The organism is Actinomycetota bacterium, assembly GCA_018830725.1.
GTDB lineage: Bacteria > Actinomycetota > Humimicrobiia > JAHJRV01 > JAHJRV01 > JAHJRV01.
Window position 1 is genome coordinate 1 of record JAHJRV010000137.1, and the last position, 18,365, is coordinate 18,365.

The window sequence follows — 18,365 nt, forward strand, 5'->3', positions numbered from 1 at the left end:
ATCTTCAAAGAAATAAAATAAAAATGAATGAATAATCAAAAATTATATTCAATAAGTATTTAAAAAATATACCAAATTAATTATTTTATAATTCTTTGATTAATCATTATTTCCTCATACTATTTCTTAAGCTCGTGTTGCTTTAATAAGTTCATCAGGGCTAATATTTACAATTAATTTCCAGCTGTTTTTATATGTTGGATAACTTGGTATAGTAGGATCTAAAAGATAATATTTTTGATTAATAAATTTTTTAAATTCATTTATTAATTTACTATCTAATAAATTGTAAGTTTGCAAAATAAACCCCAATCTTTTTGCGACTACAAATTTATCAAATTTTTCTAAATAGTTTATTAATTTTTTAAAATTTATATTGTCTTTCTGAATCCAGATACCTTTAGAAATTTCCAAAATACCACCACAATATTTTGGTTTATATAAGCAGTCGATTATAGTTCTTTCTATATCGCTCACTCTGACCTTTTCAGTATTAGTAACCCAAGCTTCTTCTATGCCCCAAATTTTTTCAGAATTGGAATATATAAATTCAAAAGTTACATTTACAATCGAATGTATTTTTTTCCTCAATTGTTTGGGGGTAGTAATATAAACTTTTAATAATGGTTGAGTAAGCATATTGTGAATATCCATAGCACTATAGTAAGAAATATAGTATTTAGGAGAATTAGCAATTTCTCTTGCTACTACAAACCAATTTCCTATATATAAACTCTCCTTACCTAGTTCCTGTGGAATAATGAAATATTTACCAGGCTTTAATTGGATAATTAACTTTCTTTTCATTAATTCACTTGCAAAGCGATATGCTGACTTTTTCTTTAATCCTGTTATCTTTTCAACATCTGATATGGTAAAAATAACTTTGTTTTTTTCATATAATGTTAATATGAGATTTGCGCTTGCTGTACCTAATGTTTTTATTTTCAATTTTGCTACCTCTTTTATGTAGAATACACGATAACATCGTGTATTCTACATATTTTAAGTAGAATTGTCAAGCAAATAAATTTCAAGTAATTAATTTTAGATGTAAGCTAATTAAATTTTAAATATAATAAATGTAAGTCAAGACTTTAATCCTAATTATAAATATAACCTTAAGGGGATATTCCACATTATAATTTATCTTGATTCACTCTATCTTTAATTATATTCATTTCTTAAATCTTTATTTATTAATTAAGCTAAATAATAATATTTATATCTTTGTAAGTAGGGAAATGATTTAGCCTTACCTATAAGTTCTCAAATTTTTTAACTATGCTCAATCTTTTTATGAGGATGGTTAGGGAGGTATAATTTTTAAAATTAGTTTTTTGAAGTAATTTATAAAATTATTGACATTGAGCATATTTAGTAGTATTTTTAAAACTACAATTAAATATTAAGCATTCAAGAAGTCTTAAAAGTTAAGAGGGAAATCGGTGAAAATCCGATATGGTCCCGCCACTGTAACTGGGTTGCTTTTTAAAATATGTCACTGAACATTTTGTTTGGGAAGGCTTAAAAAGCGAAAAACCAGAAGTCAGGATACCTCACTTGAATGTTTAAAATTGCTACTCTTCGAGGAAAGAGAGGTGATTTTTTTATGGAAAAAATTGTATAAAGATTTTAACTTCAATTTATTAAAGTTAATTAAATTTAATTTTGTAGTACAGTAAAAAGGAGGGCAAAATTAAATAATTATTTTATTTTCAAAGGATTTTTAAAAGAAATTAAATTTAAGGATAGAAAGGAAATAAAAAATGATTAGCTTAAAAATTTTAAGAGACATAATTAAATCCAAATTGCTCAAGATAGATATAAGGGATGAATTTAAAACTTTAGCTGTAATAGTAACTATTTTTACTATTTTAAGTACAGTATTGTTTGGGTGTAAGCAAGAAACAGCTGTACTTGAAAAGCCAACTCAGATTACTGAAGGTACGACAGAACCTACACCTGAAGTAACTACGACTGAAGAGCCCACAACTGAAACAGAAGAAGAAGCTTTTAAGATTGAATATCCAGTAACTGTTACAGATGATGTGGATAAGGAAATCACTTTAACAGAAGAACCAGATAAAATAATATCTTTAGCTCCTGGAAATACAGAGATACTATTTGCTCTTGGTTTAGGGGAAAAGGTAGTTGGTGTAGATAATTTTAGTAATTATCCTGAAGAGGTTGAATCTATTGAGAAGATTGGAGATGCATATAACTTAAATATGGAGAAAATTATTGAACTTGAACCAGATTTAATTTTAACATTGAAGGGGAATGAAGAAGCAGTAAAGGAATTTGAAGACTTTGGAATTGCTGTCTATACTTTAGATACAAATAACATAGAGAATGTATTAGAAGATATCATTGAGATTGGTAAATTGACAAATAGTTTTGATAGGTCAAAAAAATTAGTTTCTGAAATGCAAGAAAAGATAGATGAAATAAAAAGCTTAATAGCTGATGTATCAGAAGAGGATAAGCCAAAAGTATTTTATATGTTTGGAAATGAGCCAATATGGTCTACTGGAAGTGGAACTTTTATAAATGACTTTATTGAGCATGCTAATGGGATTAATATAGTTGCTTCTGATGGTCTAGAAGGTTGGCTCGAATATAGTTTAGAGAAATTAATAGAGCATGATCCAGATGTGATTATTGCTCCTAAATTTATAGCTCCAACTCCAGATACGATAACAAATGATGAAAGATTTTCATCTATTAAAGCTGTTTTAGAAAATAGAGTTGTTGTTATAGATGATGATCCAGTATCAAGAATTGGTCCCAGGATAGTTGAAGGATTTAAACAGATTGCACAAGCACTTTATCCAGATATTGAATTTTAAAAAAATAAAAATATGAAAAAAAAGGGAAAGCTTCTAAAATATATTATTTTTCTAATATTACTTTTAACAGCAGCTATTTTTATAGCTAATTGTGTTGGTTCTGCCAATATTTCAATAAAAGAAATACTAAGCATTTTAATTAAGAAAATTCCTTATTTTGGAAGTAGCATAAAAACACATCAAATAGTTTCTCTGAAAAAAGAAACAATAATTACTCAGATAAGACTTCCAAGAATTGTTTCATCAATTTTGGTTGGTTTTGTCTTAGCAGCTGCTGGTGTGATATATCAGGGGATATTTAGAAACCCAATGGCTGATCCATACATTATCGGTGTTTCATCTGGGGCATCACTTGGAGCAACCATAGCTTTCTTTCTAGGTTTAGGTACAGGATTACTTGGTATATCAGCTGTATCAATTATGGCTTTTATAGGTGCTATAATTGCTGTTCTTGCTGTTTATCAATTAGCAAAACTTGGTGAGAGAGTTCCTATAAGTAATCTAATATTGGCGGGAATTGCTATTGGTGCTTTAATTAATTCTATAGTTTATTTTCTACTAATTGCCAAAACAGATGACATGCAAAAAATAATTTTCTGGATGTTAGGAGGATTTACTACTGCAAATTGGGATAAAATAGGAGTACTCTTAATACCAATACTCTTAACTTTTTTTACAACCTTTTTCTTCTTGAGAGAACTTAACATTCTGACTTTAGGGGACACACGAGCAACTCAATTAGGAGTTGATACTGAAAAGTTAAGAAGAATTCTACTCATCATAGCTACTCTACTCGCTTCATTAGGAGTAGCTATTGGGGGATTAATTGGATTTATTGGTCTTATTACACCTCACATCATGAGATTAATTGTTGGTTCTGATAATAGAATTTTATATCCAGCATCAGCTCTGGCAGGTTCAATAATTTTACTTTTTTCTGACACTATTGCCAGAACCATTGCATCACCAAGAGAGATCCCTGTTGGAATTATTACTGCTGCAATTGGTGCTCCATATTTTATATATCTAATGAAGAAGAAGGGGAGGGAAATTTTTAAATAAAAGTGCAAAAATCAGATCTAATTCTTAAAAATATAGATTTTTCATACAATGGTTTACCTGTTATACATGATGTAAACTTCACTGTTAATCCTGGAGAAATATTAGGTATTATCGGTCCTAATGGTTCAGGGAAATCAACTCTTTTAAGTTTAATCTGTGGTGTTCTAAAACCAGATTCAGGAGAAATCTTTATTCAAGGTAAAAATATAGAAGAAATTCCTAAAAAGAAGCTTTATCAGACAGTAGCAGTTGTTCCTCAAGATAGCATTACAAGTTCTAATTTTACTGTTTTAGATACTGTTTTGATGGGTAGAAGTCCATATTTAAAAGGTAGTTTCTGGGAGAAAGAAATTGATTATCAAATCGCAATTAACTCTATTAAAGAAGTAGGAATATATGACTTGAAAGATAAATATGCTTCTCAGCTATCTGGTGGAGAAAGACAAAGAGTTACAATTGCTCAAGCTCTTTCTCAGCAACCAAAAATTCTTCTTCTCGATGAACCAACAACGCATTTAGATATTAATTCACAACTGGAGATAATGAATCTTATTATAAGATTAAATAAGGAACAAAAAATTACAGTAATAGTTGTTTTTCACGATATAAATTTGGCTGCATCTTTTTGTCCTAAAGTGTTGATTCTTTCAAATGGGGAGGTATTTGTCATAGGATATACCGAAGAAGTTCTTACTTCGCAAATTTTAGAAAGTACTTACGATATACCTGTGGTGGTTAAGAAAAATCCTATTACAAATAGAATTTATACAACTCCAATAAGTAGAAGATTTTTTGAAGAAGAACTTGTAGCAAAAGAAATTGGAAAAAGAAGAGTTCATCTAATATGTGGTGGGGGTAGTGGTTCATCAATGATAAGCAAGTTGAAGATTGATGGTTATTTTATTACATGCGGTGTTCTAAATGTAATTGATACTGACTATGAGACCGCAAAGGCTCTTAAAATTCCTATTGTTTCTGAGGCACCTTTTTCAAATATTAGTGAAGAGAATTATAAAAAAAATATTGAAGAAATTAAGTTATGTGAAAATGTGATACTTGCAAATGTAGAATTTGGATACGGAAATCTATCAAATCTTAAGGCTGTGGAGGAAGCTCTGAATATTGGGAAAAAAGTTATAATTTTACAGGAATCTCCAATTACTGACCGGGATTATACAAAAGGAGAAGCTACTAAAATTTATAAAGAAATTATAGAAAAGGGAGCAATTGTAGTTCATAATGAAGAAGAACTATTTAAAATTTTACAGTAATTCAATGAAACATATTTATTTAATATTTCGTCGAATTTCTGCTGATGAAATATTTTTATCCCTGATTATTTATAAATTAAAGGAATTTTAAATGAAATGTTCTGAAGTAGATAAACACTTACCAGCTTTTTTGGATAAGGATCTTAAATTATTTATTAGAGAAGAAGTAAAACATCATTTAGATGTTTGTGAAAAATGTAGAAATAAATTGAATCTTCTTCAAGAAAGCTTACTTAAGATGGATAGTTTAAAAGATACTATTTTTAAAGCACCTGATTTTTTTACTGGTGGAGTTATGGGAAGTATAAGTAAAGTCGGTAAAAAGAAGTTCTATACACCAGCACTTACAAAAACCACTGAGACATTAGAAAAAATTACAAAAACACCTGGTAGAAGATTTGCATTAGGTGCATTTTTGATTGGTACTGCTTTACTTATCAGGCATCAAACAAGAAATATTAGAAAAAATTTAAGAACTTCAAAACAAAGTTCATTTGAAAAAAACAAAAAAAAGACAGAAACCTCCCATAAATTTGCTGCATAAAATAAACATAACAAATTCACCTGATAAAAAAAGTTTAGAGTGCGGGTTTTAAAACAATTATTTCTGTATCTACTGGAAGTTGTTCTTTTGTAATTTCTATTTCACTTGAATCTGATTCCTTTACATTTTCCTTTCCTGAAATAAAGGGTTTTACATCAGTAACAGGAAGATCCACTTTATTAGTCTTATAGTGCATAGGAAATATGACTTTAGGATTTATATTTTTACATAAATCTGTTGCTTGATTAGCATCTATTGTATAAGTTCCTCCAACAGGTATTAAAAGAATATCTACTTTACCAATTTCTTCAATTTTATCCTGAGATGGAAGATGTCCCAAATCTCCTAAATGGCAAATATTTATGTCATCAACATTAAAGCAGAATATTGTGTTTTCACCCCTGAGTTTTCCTCTTTTATCATCATGGAAAGATTCAATTCCTTTGAAGGTAAAATGTTCTTTCTGATGTAGTCCTGACCCCACAATAATTACCGGATTTCCTCTAATATCATTTGTATAGCTATGATCAAAATGCTGATGGCTAATAGTCACATAATCTGCCTCTTCGGTTATAGGTCTATATTTAATTCCTCCACTAGATTGGTATGGATCAGTTATTATCTTTACTTGTTCATCTGATGTAATTAAAAAAGCTGCATGTCCTAACCATTTAATCTTCATTTCTTCTCTTTTTACTAAAATACTATTTATTTCTTTAGATTTTATATTATTAATTCTTTTAGAGGTATTCTATTACCCTCTCTCTTTTTTGAAGGAATTTTTCCAAGTGTGATAAGAGCCATTAATTCAAGATTCTCTGGAAGATTTAGAAATTTCTCTACTTTTTCATGTCTATTTACTATTTCTCCTATCCAGCAGGTACCAATTCCAAGTTCATGTGCAGTAAGTAGCATATTTTGAATACATGCTCCTATTGATTGAATACTTTTAACTCTATCACCTTGAAATTTTTTATCTAAAAATACCAGTATATTTACCTTTGATTTTCGCATGATATTAGCATATTTTGTAAATTGGCTTAAATCCTCAATTTTTTTAGCATCTTTAATTATCAAAAATCTCCAGGGTTGATAGTTATTAGCAGAAGGTGCCCATCTACCACTTTCTAAAATCTGATTTATTTCCTCATCTGTAATATGTTCATCAGTATAGTCTCTAATACTTCTTCTATTAAGTATCGTTTTAAAAACTGGATATTCTTTCATGTTTACTCCTTTAATTTAAAAGAACCTTTTCTTCTAATCTGTTAAATTAAAAACAAAAATTGCTAATGTAATCATAACTACTGCAAATATTGATATGACTAATATATTCATATAAAGTGGGTGAGCCAAAAATATTTTGTCTTCTAACATTACATATCTTATAGCATCTACACTATAGCTAAGGGGATTTATGCTTACTAAGTATTCTAACCATTTTGGTAAATCTTTTAATGGAAACATCGCACCCGATAAGAAGAACATTGGCATAACTAAAAAGTTCATTATCATTTGAAAACCTTGCATGCTTTTCATCTTAGATGCAATCAAAATTCCCAGTGAGGTTAGGGCAAATGATGTCAGTAAAATTAGTAAACAAATTTTAACAACCATAAAAAAATTTAACTGAATGCGGAGCAAAGGAGCAAAAAAAAGCATGATTATTCCCTGAAACAGAGAAAGAGTACTGCCACTTAAAGCTTTCCCAATAACTATTGATGTTCTTGATATTGGGGCAACTAATATCTCTTTTAAAAAACCAAATTCCCTATCCCATACTATCGAGACTGCTGAAAAAAGTGAGGTAAAAATGATAATCATTCCTAATATTCCAGGGTATACAAAATCCATATACCAATCTCCTCCTCTTCCCCCAAATGTTCCAAATGCACTGGACAGTCCACTTCCTAAAATAAACAGATATAATGATGGTCTTGCAATACTTGAAATAAGGTGAGGCTTGTCTCTGAAGAATCTTTTTATATCCCTTAACCATATTATGTATATCCCTTTTAAATCTCTTAGCATTAATATATCCTTAACCTTATTAAAATTTTAACGATGTCCTCTTCTCATTTTCATATGAGTTCTCATTCTACCCATGGGGTTTGCTGATTCATCTCGTATTTTTTTTCCTGTTAAACTCAAGAATACATCATCTAATGTCGGTTTTCTTGCACTTATAGAGAGTACATACTCTCTAGATTCTCTTATGAATTGTGGTATAAATCTCTCGGAATCGTCAACCTCAAACTGAATTTTATTGTCATAAAAAAATACGTTTTTACCATATTTATTTTCTATCTCTTTTGATAAGTTTTTGTTATTAGTAGTCTCAACAGTGATGATGTCTCCCATTACTTTCTTTTTTAAATTCTCTGGAGTATCTATTGCAATAATTTTTCCCATATCTATAATAGATATCCTGTCACAATTCTCTGCTTCATCCATGTAATGAGTTGTAAGAAAAATAGTAATATTTTCTCTTTCTTTTAAATCCTTAATATATTCCCACACCTTGTTTCTTGTTTGAGGGTCAAGACCTAAGGTTGGTTCATCCAAAAAAAGAACTTTTGGGTAATGTATTAAACCTCTTGCTATCTCTAACCTTCTTTTCATACCTCCTGAGAAATTAAGCACCAAATCATTCTTCCTATCTTTTAACTCAACAATTTCTAAAATCTGGTCAATTCTCTTTTTTGCTGTTTTGCTTTTAATATTATAAATTAAAGCATGAAATTCTAAATTCTCTTTAGCTGTTAGCCAATCATCTAAACTTGGATCTTGAAAAACAATTCCTATGCATTGCCGAACCTGATTTTTTTCTTTTGTGACATCATGACCGTTTAGAACAGCCTTTCCGCTTGTAGGTGAAAGTAGTGTACAGATCATATTTATTGTTGTAGTTTTACCTGCACCATTTGGACCTAAAAAGCCAAATATTTCACCTTCGTGAACCTCAAAGCTTATTTGGTTAACTGCTACTAAATTTTTAAATTTTTTAGTAAGTTTTTCAACAGATATAATTACACTCAATTTATCTCTTTCTATTAATTGAAATTTTATAAACTATTTTATTTTAAGATTTTACTATTTTTCTTTATCCTCTTCCTCTTTCCAACAAGAGTCATCGTATCCTAATGCCTTGCATTTTTCAGGAAGCTCAATTGGATATTTACCCAGATCACAAATATAACTTATCCTTTCACCAAAGCAGTGTGGTGTTTTTTCATCTGTTGTGACTTTTGAAGGTACTACATCTTCTCTAAAATGTTTACATGTCATTTATAGATCTCCATTTTATGTTTGATTAGAATTAATTAGTATATTTAAAAATCTAAGCTCTTCTCCAAAAAGTGTAATTAATATTATTTTTGTTAAAATTAATTTTTTAAAAAATCTAAGCTCTTCACCAAAAAATGTAGTTATCTACATATATACTCCCTTCCCTTGGTGAGATGGTTAAGGAGAACTTCTCTTATCATTCCTCTCCCCTCGTGGAAGGAGTAAGAAGATCTTCTCTTATTATTCCCCTCCACTTGTGGGAGGGGATTTTAGGGGAGAGGGAAGTGATTCTAACTTTAAGAAACATCTGCTACTAAATTTGGAGAAGTATTAAAAAAGTTAATATTAAAAATAATAAATTAAAAGATTTGAAAAGGATTAATTACCCAGTAAAATCAAAAATTTAATGAGGATTTCCAGAGTTATCTTAACTTTAATAGCAATGTTAAGACCTGATTACCTAACTTGCAAAAAACAAGTAAGACTGTTTACCATAAATAAGCAGCGAGCTGATAATTTACTTGTAATTTGTTTAAGTATCAAACAACTGCTTTTATAATTATTTTTGTTTTTTATTTATTCAGTGTCTGACTTTACTTCTTCGACTGCTTCTTCTACCTCTTCTTTCTCTCCAGCAACTTTCTCACGAATTGTCTGCTCAACTTTTTTTGCTTGTTCCACACCTGCTTCTATTGCACTTGAAATTCTTTTTTTCAGACTCTCAATACCGGGAGTTATTTTTTCTTTTGTTTCTTCAAACTTTTCTTTACCTATTTCTGTCCATTTCTCAGCTTTTTTCTTCAACTCTTCTCTGGTTTCTTTACCCTTTTTTGGAGCAAAAAGTAGACCAATTATAGCTCCTATAGCTGAACCAACTGCCAACGAGACACCTGTTATCAAACCAACTCGGGGTCTTTTCTTCTCCTTTTTAGCTTCTTCACAGACTTCCCTTTTTACTCCCTCCTTAATCTCTTCCTTCGCTTCTTCTTTAACTTCCTGCTCAATTCTTTCTTCTTCAGACTCTTTTTTCTGCTCTTGTTCTTTCTCCATCTTGATACCTCCTAAATCTTAAAAGCATGATAAATTATTTTAAATTTCTGACATAAATTTATTATTAGTTTTAATATTTTAGCTTTCGATTATAATTTTAACAAATTTTTAATAAATAGTTAAAAAATAAAAAGTTGTGCTATATTGTATTATATTGCAATATAATCATTTAAGTCTAAATTTATAAAATTTTTAATATTAATTTAACTCCATAGCTGAGAAGTCCCCCAGCTCTTACAGGTGCACTTCTCAACTTTAAGTTAAATATATTTATTTAGATTTGGTTGGTTAACTTTTTCCTAATTACTTATATGAAATAGCTTCCATTGGACATACTTCTGAGCAAGTTCCACATTCCTCTTCACCATCACAGTCTTCAGGGCGAGCCAAGAAAGCTATTTCGTCTTCGTTTAATTCAAGTGCATTATTAGGGCACTCATCAATACAAACTTCACATCCAGTACATTCCTCTTCATTTATTACAGGTATTTTCTTTTCAGACTTCTTTCCACAACACTTTTTCTCTTCACACATATTCTTAAACTCCTTTCGTGATTTATGATTTCTTCTTCTTTTTTTAAATTCTCTTTAAGTGAAAATTCTATACTAAACAAATAAAACGTTATAAATTATATAAGAAAAGGTACCAACTTTGTCAAGATATATTTTTTAAAAATTGTAGTTCAAAAGCCAGGTTTAAGTAGATCATAGGTTTCAGAAAGATACTGAGGTATTACTCTTGTTTCTGAAATCACTGGCATAAAATTTGTATCTCCCTCCCACCTTGGAACAATATGTAAATGAACATGTTCTAAAATACCTGCTCCTGCAAATTTACCCATATTGATACCAATATTAAATCCTTGAGGATTCATCCTTTCCTTTAAAACTGTGATACTTCTTTGACAAAGTGACATTAACTCAATCAAAGTCTCACTCTTTAATTCTTCAATATTTTTAATATGGTCATAAGGAGCTATCATTAAATGTCCATTGTTGTAAGGAAAAGCATTTAATATAACAAAACAGAATTTTCCTCTGTAAAGAATATAGTTTTTCTTGTCCTGATTTTCCTTGGGTTTTTCACAAAAAATACAACCCTCTTTCTTTTCCTTTAAAATATATTCCATTCTCCATGGTGCCCAAAGATGTTTCAAAAAACCTCCTTTTTAATATTATGTAAAAAATTAAGATTTTTTATGGATTCCTCTCTTTGATTATACCTGTGTTATAAAGAGCTCTTACAATGATCCAGCCTAAAAGTCCAGCAAGTATTATTCCACTAATGATTGCTACAATTCCACCAACAAGGAGTTCATAAGGTGATGTCATTTTAAATAGGAAAAAATATATTTCAACAGCTACTAAATTTGCTAAAGCAGCTCCTAAAAGTGAACCGAAAAGTTTAGCTTTATCCTTAAATAATTCAAATCCAATATCTACAAGAAGACCTTCCATTCCTGCAAAAAGAATAGCCCAGGGACCCAATCTATTTCCAGCTAACATTTCAACAAAGCCTTGTATTAATCCATAAAGAGTTGATGCTCCTCTCTTTCTAATCAAAAGCCTGGCAATTATTGGCCATACAACATACAATCCCGAAAGTGGAACCCAGGATATAGGTCCTAAGAAGGTAAAAAGTGGTTTAAAAGGCTGGATAAAAGTATACATAAAAGCACCATTTATTACTCCACCAATTCCCGCAATTATGGCCATCAATATTAAATGAAAAGTTGAAAAATAATATTTTCTTCTTTTCTTTTCCATCAATCCCCTTTCTATAATTTAATAAATTTACTTTTGTTATATTTGAATTTAACTACTCCAAGATCTTACATAAAGACTTTGGAGCTTTAGACATATTTTCGTGTCTATAAAAAATGTTTTCAAAAGTATACTACAAAACAATTGATAAAAATAAATCTAATGAAGTATTAAATCTTATAATATATAAGAATAAATATATAGAATATTAAAATAAATATTGTAGCAATGATAAAAATTTTATCTAAAGTTCTTACCTTTATTTCATCAACTATTGTTCTTTTTTCATACGCTCCAAAACCTCTGCTATCCATAGCTATCGATGCCTCCTGAGCTCTTCTAATACCACTCATAAGAAGTGGGAAAATAGAGCTTCTAAAAAGACTTAATTTTGAATATAAACCCCTTTTTGAGAATCCAACCCCTCTTACCAAGTGAGCATTTGTTATATTTTTATACTCTTCATAAACTAACGGAATAAATCTCAAAGCAGCATATAATGTATAACCAATTCTGTATGGTACTTTTGCAACTTGTATTAAACTCTGCACCATCCTCTTAGGCTCAGTAGTTAATATAAATATTATTGATAAAGAAGTTAAAATTAAAATTCTTAATGCAACTCCCATTCCTTCAAATAATCCATCATAGGTTATTTTTATGAAAGATAATTCATAAATGGTTGTAAACGGTTTAGTTGTAGTATATGGGTAAAAAAGAGCTTTATAGATTAATATAAAAAGTGCTGTAGGAATAAATAAAGACATTGATTTTATATATCTTAAAAATCCTATTTTGCCAAAAGTAAAAGCAATTATTATAACTATAATGTAAATAATTAATTGATTTATAACTGATGAATAATGTGGTTCTACATTTTTTAAAAAAGCGAAGATAGATATTAAAATAATCCAGATCATTTTATGAGTCGGATCCATCTTATGAAAGAAACTATTCGCTTTAAAATATACTATTGCTTTTCTCATTTTTAATTCCTCAACAAGGGAGATATATATTCATTTAGTTCAAACTTGTATTCATTTTAAGTCTCAAAAAGTTCTATGAATTCATCAACATCATCAACTATTGGAATATCTATTTCACCGATTTCTCTTAAAAGTCTTGATAATCTGAAAATCTGTGGCGTGTTTATATATCTTGATTTATTAATTTCAAGGAAATCATAAAGTTCAAATGTTTCACCACTAAAAACAAGTTCACCATTATCCATAACCATAACTTTATTTAGATATTTTGATGCTATATTTAAATCATGAGTTATTATTAATATGGTTAGACTATTATTATTTAATTTTTGGATTATACTCATCAAATTTGAAATATTCTTTCCATCCTGACCTGTAAATGGCTCATCTAAAATTAAAACTTCTAAATCTTTTACTAACATAGTAGCAATACTCAATCTTCTTTTTTGTCCCATACTTAGATTAAATGGATTTTTCTCAGCAAATTCCAAAAGTTCCATTAACTCTAATGTTTTTTTTACCCGCTGTTTTTTTTCTGACGCCTCGATTTTTTCGCTTTTTAATGAGAAAGCAACCTCATCATAACAGGAACTTGTAATAAATTGGTGTTCTGGATATTGAAAAACATAACCAATTTTTTTAGAAAGTTCATTAATTGATGACTTATTTATATCTAAATTTGCGATAGTACCTTCACCTGAGTCAGGCTTATTTAATCCTATAAGAAGGGAAGCAAGTGTCGTCTTTCCTGATCCATTTTTACCCATCAAAGCAACCATATCACCCTTATTAATATCAAAAGTAACATTTTTTACAGCCTTCTTTCCTGTTGGATATGTAAAATTGAGTTCCTTAACATCAATTGCCTTTTCTTCACTTTTTTCCTCTTTTAAATTTAAATGTAATTTCTTTTTAAGACTCTTAGCAAGTTCCAACCTTTCTTTCTTTTTTAGTTTTTCACCTGATCCTTTTCTCAAACTTCTGATAAATTCTATTTTATCTCTCTTTTTTAAAATTGATTCTACAGCCTCTTTAACTGTTAAGGGGAAGGGACTGATTACAAATCCCTTTCTATTTAATCTAACTGCTAATTGTGTTATTTCAGGGATCCTAATTCCCACATTTTCTAAAATATCTTCACCATATTTTTCTAAAATATATCTTGGATTTCCATCATATATTATTGCTCCATCATCCATAATAATAAGTCTATTTGCTAAATAGAGAATGCTACTTACTTCGTGCTCTATTAGCAGGACAGTTAAATTTTTCTCTATATTTAAGTTTTTAATTACTTTTATTATTCCTCTTGCACCTATTGGATCAAGATTTGAGGTAGGTTCGTCTAAAATTATCATTTTAGGGTTCATAGTTAAAACTGAAGCTATCGCTACTCTTTGTTTTTCTCCACCTGATAGCTCATAAATACTGCTATTTTTTTTTCTTGATAGAGTAACAAATTCTAAATATTTCTCTATTCTCCTTAAAATTTCATCTTTTTTAACCAATAGATTCTCAGGACCAAAGGATATCTCATCTTTCACAGTTAAGTTACACATTTGACTATCTGGATTTTGAAAGACAATGCCCACCTTATTACTTAGTTCAAAAACTTCATGCTCTTTTGTATCTAAGTTATCAATTTCTACTTTACCTTCTAATTTACCACCCAAAACATTTGGTATAATTCCGTTAATACATAGTGCTAATGTACTCTTTCCGCACCCACTTGGACCCATAAAAACTACGAATTCACCCTCATCTATCTCAAGGTTAATATTACTTATAGCAGGTTTATCTTCTCCCTGATATGTATATGTGAGATTTGATACTTTTAGAATTTTCCCCAAAAAATACTCCTACTTCAAAATTTTAATTAACGTTTAAAAATTCATATTTATTAAATAGAAATTTTATAGGAAATTTTAATAAAATTAAAATTTTTATATTAGGGTTAATAGAAATTTTTAGAATGAATAGAGAAAATAATAAATAAATTAAGAATTTTAGAAAAAGGTGGAGTCCCTGGTCGGATTTGAACCGACGACAACAGGATTAGGAATCCTGTGCTCTATCCAACTGAGCTACAGGGACTAAAAGATTATTAAATATTCAAAACTTGGTAGTATTTTTGTGAAATTATTATTAATAAAATATTTTTGTATATAATACTCTATTAGAAGTTTTTAAATTTCAATGATCATTGATATTTTAATATATACATTTATTATATACAATTTGTATATTTAAACCATGCATTAATTACCATCCCAAAAATGTTATAAAAATTTCACTTGAATAAATAAAATTTTTATGTTAACTTTATTTACAATGGTTAACAGTTGTTAACTAAAAATTTTAAATTGACTAATGTTAATTAAATATTTTTATATTATTAAAAGGTAGTCTTATGAAAGAGAATGAATATATTACTATTCCTCAGTTAGCTAAAATTTTAGGTTTAAGTAGAATTGCTGTTTATAAGAAAGTTAAAAAAGGAGAGATAGAGGCAATAAGGATAGGAAGAAATTTTGCTATATCCAAAAAATATATAGTTGATATTGAAGGTAAAACATTGAGAGATAAGGAAAAGAAAGAAATTGATAAGGCTGTAAAAAAGACAGTTAAAGAGTATGGTGAAGTATTAAAACTTTTAGGCAGAGGAGGATGAAGATAATCACTGTAAAATATATAGAATATGTTGCTTTTAGATTAGCAAAGGAAACACTATCCTTTAATGAACCAATTCCAGATTTTTCAACACGGTATCCTAATATTTTAGAAAGTTGTTTAATAACACCTTTTCAAAAATTCTCTGGAAAATCTCTTTATCCCACTCTTTTATCTAAAGCAAGCATTCTTTTTTATCTTATGATTAAAAACCATCCCTTTCAAAATGGTAATAAAAGAATTGCTATGACTACTTTGTTTGTTCTTCTTTATAGAAATAAAAAATGGATTAAAGTTGATACACAAGAATTGTACAATTTCACAGTATGGGTTGCTCAAAGTCCTGCAAAAGTTAAGAACGAAACAGTAAAAGCAGTAGAGAAATTTTTAAAAACATATATAATAAACCTCAATAAGTAGATTATTTTTAAAAGATTGCATTTGTAATTTTTTAATAGTAATAATAAATTTATACTTATATTGGATTTTACTAATTCAATACATTAATGTTTCAAATGTTTAAAATAAGGAGTTACATTGAAAAAAGAAAGCACAAAATTTGCTGATGAGGTTATATCAACAATTTCAGCTGGTGCAGTAATGAGAGTACCAGGAGTTTACAGGATTCATGGTGCAATAATTAGTGACTTAGTAAGAATGGTAAGAAAGACACCCCCTACCTCAGGAGTTAAGGTAATAAGAAAAGATGGAAATGTGGTTGATATTTATATCCATCTTATAGTTGAGTATTTAAGCTCTATTCCTGAAATTGGAAAAAGAGTTAAAGAGGAAGTAAAAAGTTTTGTTGAAAAATTAACATCAGTTAAAGTTGAAAATGTGAAAATATATGTAGATGATGTACAATATGAATTGAGCTAAAAGTTGTTAAATAAAAATATTTAAAAATACAAATTTTTATAATTGTTTATTAAATGTTAGACATGATTGAATTGATACTACCATTTATATATATATTAAAAATTTTTAGAATATAAATTCAAGCTATATTGTAAAGATTTTATAATTAACTTATAATATTTTTAATTGATAATAAGATATTTTAATTATGGATTTTATTTCATACCGTAAGTTATGTTATATTGTATATAATACTTTAGCATTCCATATATAAGCAAGGCTAAAGCCTTGGCCTACGTCATTAAATATTAAATATGATTATTTAGATATAATTAGAAGAGGAGGAAAATATTATGGCTGAAGTTTTACTGGATAAGGTATCAAAGAAATTTGGAGATGTCATAGCAGTTCGGGACTTTAGTGCTAATATTGCAGACAAAGAGTTTCTTATTTTATTAGGTCCATCTGGGTGTGGAAAGTCGACGACTCTAAGAATGATTGCTGGTCTCGAGGAGATTGATGAGGGGATTATCAAAATAGGTGACAAGGTAGTAAATGAAATGCCTCCAAAAGATAGAGATATTGCAATGGTTTTTCAAAATTATGCTCTATATCCACATATGGATGTTTATAACAATATGGCTTTTGGATTAAAGCTTAGGAAAGAACCAAAAGCAGAGGTTGATAGAAAAGTAAAAGAAGCTGCTAAGATATTAAGAATTGAGGAGTTGCTAAAGAGAAAACCAAAAGCACTATCTGGAGGACAAAGACAGAGAGTAGCAATGGGTAGAGCTATAGTTAGAAATCCCAAGGTATTTTTGATGGATGAACCACTATCAAACTTAGATGCGAAATTAAGAGTTCAAATGAGAACAGAGATAGCAAAACTGCATGAGAGAGTAGCTACTACCTTCGTATATGTAACTCATGACCAGACTGAAGCAATGACTATGGGTGACAGAATAATCATTATGAAAGATGGACTAATTATGCAGATAGGGACTCCTCAAGAGGTTTATGATAACCCAGTTAACCTATTTGTAGCAGGATTCATAGGATCTCCTGCTATGAACTTCATGGATGTAATAGTTACAGATGATTACCATTTAAGAAAGGGAGATTTTCAACTAAAGGCACCTGAAAAATGTTGTAAAGAGATTGATGAGTCTAAACTAAAGGGGAAAGAAGTAATTATGGGAATTAGACCGGAAAATCTGGAGGATTCAGAATTTACATTAATAAAGACGGAGGAAAATACATTCAAAGCAGACATAGATGTTGTTGAGCCTATGGGAAATGAAGTTTTTGTTTACTTCACTAAAGAGGGTGTTGACTTTACAGCAAGAGTAAATACTAAGACAAGAGCCAGGGTAGGTCAGCCCTTAGATATCTCTGTTGATCTTTCCAACATGCATATATTTGATAAAGAAACAGATAAAACATACATTTAAAAAATAAATTAATTATTTAATTGTTTTTAATTATCTTTTTCTTTAAGTAGAAAGGAAAATCTTTTATTCATAAGTTTCAAGTGAGTACCTTTCCAGTAATACTTATCACAGTTTGAGCAATAAGCAAAATTTTCTGTAGATTTATATGTGTATACTGGAACTTTCCCTTTTGCATTTTCTCTATCTACTTTTTCAAGAATATGATTACACTCTATACATCTGATAAGATTTATCTTTAATTCTAAATTAAGCTCTTTTACCCACTGTTTTAACTGTTTTAAAACTTTATCATCCCTGATAAATAGAAATTTCACTCTTCCATATTTAAAAGGACTTCTTCTTATCATACTGGAGTCTCTTGTTAAAACAATTCTACTCTCACTTTCCGCCTTATTCACTAGATCCCCATCAGATATTTTTTGAAAATATAAAACATCATAACCAAAAATTCTAAGATACCTGGCAAGTCTACCCAACATCATATCTGCTATAAATTTTGGCTTTTTGGTTTCATTTTCAAATGAAGATTGTTGATTACATTGCTTCATGATAATTTACAAAAATGTTAA

Annotated in this window: 21 protein-coding genes, 1 tRNA gene and 1 riboswitch; of the genes, 8 read left to right on the plus strand and 14 right to left on the minus strand. The window is 29.1% G+C overall.

The window, feature by feature from the left end:
• Positions 1-126: 126 nt before the first annotated feature.
• Positions 127-951, minus strand: a complete 825-nt coding sequence (locus tag KKC53_06285) for a hypothetical protein (GenBank protein ID MBU2598754.1) — start codon at positions 949-951, stop codon at positions 127-129.
• A 451-nt stretch (positions 952-1,402) separates the two neighbouring features.
• Positions 1,403-1,581, plus strand: a riboswitch (cobalamin riboswitch).
• Positions 1,582-1,769: 188 nt separating this feature from the next.
• Between KKC53_06285 and KKC53_06290 the strand changes: the two genes are divergently transcribed.
• From KKC53_06290 to KKC53_06305, 4 genes are all read left to right on the plus strand, one after another.
• Complete coding sequence (locus KKC53_06290; protein MBU2598755.1) at positions 1,770-2,852, plus strand: ABC transporter substrate-binding protein; 1,083 nt, start codon at positions 1,770-1,772, stop codon at positions 2,850-2,852.
• A gap of 12 nt (positions 2,853-2,864) precedes the next feature.
• Positions 2,865-3,914: an iron chelate uptake ABC transporter family permease subunit gene (locus KKC53_06295; protein ID MBU2598756.1), complete on the plus strand. Its 1,050-nt coding sequence runs from the start codon at positions 2,865-2,867 to the stop codon at positions 3,912-3,914.
• Between the two features lie 2 nt (positions 3,915-3,916).
• Complete coding sequence (locus tag KKC53_06300) at positions 3,917-5,185, plus strand: ABC transporter ATP-binding protein (protein ID MBU2598757.1); 1,269 nt, start codon at positions 3,917-3,919, stop codon at positions 5,183-5,185.
• 91 nt (positions 5,186-5,276) lie between these two features.
• On the plus strand, positions 5,277-5,729 hold the full coding sequence (locus KKC53_06305; protein ID MBU2598758.1) for a zf-HC2 domain-containing protein: 453 nt from the start codon (positions 5,277-5,279) through the stop codon (positions 5,727-5,729).
• A gap of 34 nt (positions 5,730-5,763) precedes the next feature.
• Here KKC53_06305 and KKC53_06310 read toward each other — a convergent pair whose 3' ends face one another.
• From KKC53_06310 to KKC53_06365, 12 genes are all read right to left on the minus strand, one after another.
• Entirely contained in the window at positions 5,764-6,411 is a 648-nt protein-coding gene (locus KKC53_06310; protein MBU2598759.1) for an MBL fold metallo-hydrolase, read from the minus strand.
• 41 nt (positions 6,412-6,452) lie between these two features.
• Positions 6,453-6,956: a nitroreductase family protein gene (locus KKC53_06315; protein MBU2598760.1), complete on the minus strand. Its 504-nt coding sequence runs from the start codon at positions 6,954-6,956 to the stop codon at positions 6,453-6,455.
• A 33-nt stretch (positions 6,957-6,989) separates the two neighbouring features.
• The gene (locus KKC53_06320; GenBank protein MBU2598761.1) at positions 6,990-7,760 is read right to left on the minus strand and encodes an ABC transporter permease; all 771 of its coding nucleotides are present in this window, start codon (positions 7,758-7,760) and stop codon (positions 6,990-6,992) included.
• A gap of 27 nt (positions 7,761-7,787) precedes the next feature.
• Complete coding sequence (locus KKC53_06325; protein ID MBU2598762.1) at positions 7,788-8,768, minus strand: ATP-binding cassette domain-containing protein; 981 nt, start codon at positions 8,766-8,768, stop codon at positions 7,788-7,790.
• 54 nt (positions 8,769-8,822) lie between these two features.
• Positions 8,823-9,017: a hypothetical protein gene (locus KKC53_06330; GenBank protein ID MBU2598763.1), complete on the minus strand. Its 195-nt coding sequence runs from the start codon at positions 9,015-9,017 to the stop codon at positions 8,823-8,825.
• A gap of 576 nt (positions 9,018-9,593) precedes the next feature.
• Complete coding sequence (locus KKC53_06335) at positions 9,594-10,067, minus strand: YtxH domain-containing protein (protein ID MBU2598764.1); 474 nt, start codon at positions 10,065-10,067, stop codon at positions 9,594-9,596.
• A 303-nt stretch (positions 10,068-10,370) separates the two neighbouring features.
• A complete protein-coding gene (locus tag KKC53_06340) occupies positions 10,371-10,556 on the minus strand; it encodes a 4Fe-4S binding protein (GenBank protein MBU2598765.1) in 186 nt (61 codons plus the stop codon).
• A gap of 194 nt (positions 10,557-10,750) precedes the next feature.
• The gene (locus KKC53_06345; protein ID MBU2598766.1) at positions 10,751-11,224 is read right to left on the minus strand and encodes an HIT domain-containing protein; all 474 of its coding nucleotides are present in this window, start codon (positions 11,222-11,224) and stop codon (positions 10,751-10,753) included.
• Between the two features lie 40 nt (positions 11,225-11,264).
• Positions 11,265-11,834 (minus strand): ECF transporter S component, encoded by a 570-nt coding sequence (locus tag KKC53_06350; protein ID MBU2598767.1) that lies wholly within the window; start codon positions 11,832-11,834, stop codon positions 11,265-11,267.
• Between the two features lie 167 nt (positions 11,835-12,001).
• Positions 12,002-12,817 (minus strand): energy-coupling factor transporter transmembrane protein EcfT, encoded by an 816-nt coding sequence (locus KKC53_06355; protein MBU2598768.1) that lies wholly within the window; start codon positions 12,815-12,817, stop codon positions 12,002-12,004.
• A gap of 56 nt (positions 12,818-12,873) precedes the next feature.
• Entirely contained in the window at positions 12,874-14,667 is a 1,794-nt protein-coding gene (locus KKC53_06360) for an ATP-binding cassette domain-containing protein (GenBank protein ID MBU2598769.1), read from the minus strand.
• Positions 14,668-14,834: 167 nt separating this feature from the next.
• Positions 14,835-14,911, minus strand: a tRNA-Arg gene (locus KKC53_06365).
• A gap of 316 nt (positions 14,912-15,227) precedes the next feature.
• Between KKC53_06365 and KKC53_06370 the strand changes: the two genes are divergently transcribed.
• The 4 genes from KKC53_06370 to ugpC all read left to right on the plus strand — a co-directional run bounded on the left by KKC53_06370 (position 15,228) and on the right by ugpC (position 17,796).
• A complete protein-coding gene (locus KKC53_06370; protein ID MBU2598770.1) occupies positions 15,228-15,488 on the plus strand; it encodes a helix-turn-helix domain-containing protein in 261 nt (86 codons plus the stop codon).
• Positions 15,485-15,907 (plus strand): type II toxin-antitoxin system death-on-curing family toxin, encoded by a 423-nt coding sequence (locus KKC53_06375; GenBank protein MBU2598771.1) that lies wholly within the window; start codon positions 15,485-15,487, stop codon positions 15,905-15,907. Before KKC53_06370 ends, KKC53_06375 begins: the two co-directional genes overlap by 4 nt.
• 117 nt (positions 15,908-16,024) lie before the next feature.
• Complete coding sequence (locus KKC53_06380; protein ID MBU2598772.1) at positions 16,025-16,366, plus strand: Asp23/Gls24 family envelope stress response protein; 342 nt, start codon at positions 16,025-16,027, stop codon at positions 16,364-16,366.
• 332 nt (positions 16,367-16,698) lie between these two features.
• Entirely contained in the window at positions 16,699-17,796 is a 1,098-nt protein-coding gene (gene ugpC / locus KKC53_06385; protein ID MBU2598773.1) for a sn-glycerol-3-phosphate ABC transporter ATP-binding protein UgpC, read from the plus strand.
• 26 nt (positions 17,797-17,822) lie between these two features.
• Here the strand turns inward: ugpC and KKC53_06390 are convergent, their stop codons facing one another.
• A complete protein-coding gene (locus KKC53_06390) occupies positions 17,823-18,344 on the minus strand; it encodes a Mut7-C RNAse domain-containing protein (protein ID MBU2598774.1) in 522 nt (173 codons plus the stop codon).
• Between the last annotated feature and the right edge of the window lie 21 nt (positions 18,345-18,365).

Bases quoted from the DNA above. Each gene is read 5' to 3' on its own strand.
- KKC53_06290 (MBU2598755.1), top strand. From the start codon at position 1,770: ATGATTAGCTTAAAAATTTTAAGAGACATAATTAAATCCAAATTGCTC.
- KKC53_06295 (MBU2598756.1), top strand. From the start codon at position 2,865: ATGAAAAAAAAGGGAAAGCTTCTAAAATATATTATTTTTCTAATATTA.
- KKC53_06305 (MBU2598758.1), top strand. From the start codon at position 5,277: ATGAAATGTTCTGAAGTAGATAAACACTTACCAGCTTTTTTGGATAAG.
- KKC53_06310 (MBU2598759.1), bottom strand. From the start codon at position 6,411: ATGAAGATTAAATGGTTAGGACATGCAGCTTTTTTAATTACATCAGAT.
- KKC53_06315 (MBU2598760.1), bottom strand. From the start codon at position 6,956: ATGAAAGAATATCCAGTTTTTAAAACGATACTTAATAGAAGAAGTATT.
- KKC53_06320 (MBU2598761.1), bottom strand. From the start codon at position 7,760: ATGCTAAGAGATTTAAAAGGGATATACATAATATGGTTAAGGGATATA.
- KKC53_06330 (MBU2598763.1), bottom strand. From the start codon at position 9,017: ATGACATGTAAACATTTTAGAGAAGATGTAGTACCTTCAAAAGTCACA.
- KKC53_06335 (MBU2598764.1), bottom strand. From the start codon at position 10,067: ATGGAGAAAGAACAAGAGCAGAAAAAAGAGTCTGAAGAAGAAAGAATT.
- KKC53_06350 (MBU2598767.1), bottom strand. From the start codon at position 11,834: ATGGAAAAGAAAAGAAGAAAATATTATTTTTCAACTTTTCATTTAATA.
- KKC53_06355 (MBU2598768.1), bottom strand. From the start codon at position 12,817: ATGAGAAAAGCAATAGTATATTTTAAAGCGAATAGTTTCTTTCATAAG.
- KKC53_06370 (MBU2598770.1), top strand. From the start codon at position 15,228: ATGAAAGAGAATGAATATATTACTATTCCTCAGTTAGCTAAAATTTTA.
- KKC53_06375 (MBU2598771.1), top strand. From the start codon at position 15,485: ATGAAGATAATCACTGTAAAATATATAGAATATGTTGCTTTTAGATTA.
- ugpC (MBU2598773.1), top strand. From the start codon at position 16,699: ATGGCTGAAGTTTTACTGGATAAGGTATCAAAGAAATTTGGAGATGTC.
- KKC53_06390 (MBU2598774.1), bottom strand. From the start codon at position 18,344: ATGAAGCAATGTAATCAACAATCTTCATTTGAAAATGAAACCAAAAAG.